The 3,245-nt window shown below is 71.6% G+C and carries 4 protein-coding genes; all 4 read left to right on the top strand.

The window, feature by feature from the left end:
- Nucleotides 1-252, top strand: a 252-nt coding sequence (locus tag VFL64_RS15110) for an ExbD/TolR family protein (protein ID WP_489541207.1), incomplete at its 5' end; no start/stop codon positions are given.
- 106 nt (nucleotides 253-358) lie between these two features.
- The gene (locus VFL64_RS15105) at nucleotides 359-1,246 is read left to right on the top strand and encodes a glucosamine kinase nucleotide-binding domain-containing protein (RefSeq protein WP_489541206.1); all 888 of its coding nucleotides are present in this window, start codon (nucleotides 359-361) and stop codon (nucleotides 1,244-1,246) included.
- The gene (locus VFL64_RS15100; RefSeq protein WP_489541205.1) at nucleotides 1,243-1,983 is read left to right on the top strand and encodes a GntR family transcriptional regulator; all 741 of its coding nucleotides are present in this window, start codon (nucleotides 1,243-1,245) and stop codon (nucleotides 1,981-1,983) included. Before VFL64_RS15105 ends, VFL64_RS15100 begins: the two co-directional genes overlap by 4 nt.
- The gene (gene nagA / locus VFL64_RS15095; protein ID WP_489541204.1) at nucleotides 1,980-3,113 is read left to right on the top strand and encodes an N-acetylglucosamine-6-phosphate deacetylase; all 1,134 of its coding nucleotides are present in this window, start codon (nucleotides 1,980-1,982) and stop codon (nucleotides 3,111-3,113) included. The genes VFL64_RS15100 and nagA overlap by 4 nt, the downstream gene beginning before the upstream one ends.
- The last annotated feature ends 132 nt before the right edge of the window (nucleotides 3,114-3,245 follow it).

The following is a 3,245-nucleotide window of genomic DNA, read 5'->3' as shown; positions in this document are numbered from 1 at the left end:
GCGCCGCCGGTGGTGGTGACGATCGACATCGACTTCGACGGCAGCATCTTCTGGAACGGCGAGGCGCTGCCCTCGCGCGAAGCTTTGGAGGCCCGGCTGAGCGCCACGGCGGCCCAGCCCGACCAGCCCGAGGTGCACCTGCGGCCGAACAAGCTGGTCGAGTACGAGCGCGTCGCGCTGGTGATGGCAAGCGCGCAGCGCCTGGGCGTGAGCAAGCTCGGCATGGTCGGCAACGAGCAGTTCATCAAGTGAGTTCGCTGCCGGTTAATACCAATTGACATACTGGTATTACTGGTACTAAACTGGTCCTATCGCTGGGCCTGACGCCCGGCAAAACTACAGGAACCGAGCAGCCGACATGATCGACTTTCTGATCGGGGTGGACGGAGGCGGAACGGCGACGCGTGCAATCGTCGCGCGCCCCGACGGCACCGTGCTGGGCCAGGGTCGCGCCGGCCCGTCGGCGCTGGGGCAGGGCATCGCAGCCGCCTGGGAGCAGGTGCTGGCCGCGGTGCGGGCGGCGTTTGCCGACGCCGGCATGGAGCCGCCGCCCTGGCGGCGTTGCGCGCTGGGCGCCGGCCTGTCCGGCGTGAGCAACCGCCCCTGGCGCGACAAGTTCGTGGCCCAGAACAAGGGCTTCGGCAAGCTGCTGGTCGAGACCGACGCCTTCGTGATGCTGGTCGGCGCGCACGCCGGCAAGCCGGGCGCCATCGTCGCCGCGGGCACCGGCAGCGTGGGCGAGGTGCTGCGCCCCGACGGCTCGCGCTTCAACGTGGGCGGCTGGGGCTTCCCGGTGGGCGACGAGGGCAGCGGCGCCTGGCTCGGCCTGCGCGCCGTGCGCCTGGCCCAGTGCGCGATGGACGGCCGCATCAACGCTGGCCCGCTGGTGCGCCACGTGTGGGCCACCTGCGGCGCCGACCGCGACCACCTGCAGGCCTGGTGCGACCACGCCGGGCAGTTTGCCTACGCGCAGCTCGCGCCGGCCATCTTCGATGCCGAGGCCAGCGACCCGGCCGCCGCGCACCTGCTGAGCCGCGCCGTGAGCGCGCTCGACGCCACCGCGCTCGCGCTGGACCCGCATGGCGGCCTGCCGCTGGTGGTGCTGGGCAGCGTGGGCAAGCGTCTCGCCGACCGCCTCTCGCCGGCGGTGCGCAGCCGCTGCGTCGAGGCGGCCGATGGCCCCGCCGCCGGCGCCTTGATGCTGATCCGCCGCGAGTTCGAGAAAGAGAACGAGACCCGCCGATGAAGAAGGCCCTGTTCGAATTCAAGCCCGATGCGCGCGACAGCTCGCCGCTCTACGTGCAACTGGCCCGTAAGCTGGGCCAGGCCATCCGCGACGGGCGCTACCAGGCCGACGAGGCCCTGCCTTCCGAGCGTGTGCTCTCCGAGTCGGTCGACGTGTCGCGCGTCACCGCGCGCAAGGCCATCGACCAGCTGGTCGACCAGGGCCTGATCGTGCGCCGCCGCGGCTCCGGCAACTACATCGCCCCGCGCATCGAGCAGCCGCTGTCGCGCCTGACCAGCTTCTCCGAGGAGCTGCACCAGCGCGGCTACACGCCGTCGTCGCGCTGGCTCGAGCGCAGCATCACGCAGGCCGTGCCCGACGAGCAGCTGAGCCTGGGCCTCTCGCCCGGCGCCCGCGTGGCGCGGCTTGAGCGCCTGCGCCTGGCCGACGAGGTGGTGATGGCCTACGAGGTGAGCGTGCTGCCGCAAAGCGTGCTGCCCAGCCCCGAGACCGTCGATGGTTCGCTCTACGAGTACCTGACCAGCGTGCACATGGCGCCGGTGCGCGCCTTGCAGCACATCCGCGCGCTCAACGCGCAGCCGCGCCTGGCCGAGCAGCTGGGCGTGCCGGTGGGGCAGGCGGTGCTGTTCATCACCCGCATCGGCTACCTGGAATCGGGGCAGGCGGTGGAGCTGACGCACTCGTACTGCCGCAGCGACTACTACGACTTCGTGGCAGAGATGAGGCGCGAAGGATGAGCACGACACGGCAAGGCCACATCCTCACGCCGTCTGGCTTCGTCAAGGGGCGCATCACGTTCGCCGACGACGGGCGCATCGCCGGCATCGAGGGCACGGGCGTAGACGAACGCGAAGTGCGCGACGCTTTGCTGCCCATCGTCGTGCCGGGCTTCATCGACCTGCACGTCCACGGTGGTGCGGGCCGCGACATCATGGAAGGCGGCGATGCCGCCGCGCGCGTCTCGGAGCTGCACGCCACGCACGGCACCACGGCCCTGCTGGCCACGACGATGACGGCGCCGATGAGCGACCTGGAGCGCGCCTTCCGCGCCCTCAAGGCGGTGTGTGCCTCGCGCAGCCCGCAGGGCGCACGCGTGCTCGGCGTCCACCTCGAAGGGCCTTACATCAACGCCGGCAAGCTGGGCGCGCAGCCCAACTACGCGCGGCCGGTGCATGCCGAGGAGTTGCGACGCCTGAACGACCTGGCGCCGATCCGCCTGGTGACGCTGGCGCCCGAGACGGCCGGCAACATGGACGCCATCGAGGCCATGGTGGCGGCCGGCTACCGCGTGCAGCTGGGCCACACGCTGGGCAGCTACGAAGACGGCGTCGAGGCGATGAAGCGTGGGGCCACCGGCTTCACCCACTTGTTCAATGCCATGAGCGGCCTGCACCACCGCGAGCCCGGCATGGTGGGCGCGGCGCTGGCGCACGCCACCTACTCGGAGATCATCCCCGACCTGCTGCACGCGCACCCCGGGGCGATCCGCGTGGCGCTGCGAGCCATCCCGCACCTCTACTGCGTCACCGACTCGACCGCCGCCGCCGGCATGCCGGACGGCGAGTACAAGCTCGGCCGCCACAAGGTCACCAAGTGCCTGGGCGGCGTGCGCCTGCCCGACGGCACGCTGGCCGGCTCCACGCTGACCATGGACCAGGCACTGCGCAACCTCGTCGACGAGCTGGGCCTGGGCCTGGTCGACGCCTCGCGCCGCGTCGCCACCAACGCGGCCGACTACCTTGGCGCCACCGACCGCGGCCGCCTTGCGCAGGGCGCCTGGGCCGACGTCGCGGTGCTCGACCGCGATCTGAAACTGACCGATGTCTACGTGGAAGGAACGTCCATTGAACACGCGCATGCTGGTTGAGGCGCGCGAAGCGCCCGCCGCCGTGGCCCGCCAGCTGGCCCAGAACGACCAGGCGTACAGCGACTTCGGCGCCTTCCTGCGGGCCCGCCCGCCCAGCTCGGTGCTCACCGTGGCGCGCGGGAGCTCCGACCA

The organism is Rhizobacter sp., from assembly GCF_035702065.1.
Classification (GTDB): Bacteria; Pseudomonadota; Gammaproteobacteria; order Burkholderiales; family Burkholderiaceae_C; genus Rhizobacter.
The sequence above is the reverse complement of the archived record's forward strand: the minus strand, read 5'-3'. Positions and strand labels throughout refer to the sequence as shown.

Bases quoted from the DNA above. Each gene is read 5' to 3' on its own strand.
- nagA (WP_489541204.1), top strand. From the start codon at position 1,980: ATGAGCACGACACGGCAAGGCCACATCCTCACGCCGTCTGGCTTCGTC.
- VFL64_RS15100 (WP_489541205.1), top strand. From the start codon at position 1,243: ATGAAGAAGGCCCTGTTCGAATTCAAGCCCGATGCGCGCGACAGCTCG.
- VFL64_RS15105 (WP_489541206.1), top strand. From the start codon at position 359: ATGATCGACTTTCTGATCGGGGTGGACGGAGGCGGAACGGCGACGCGT.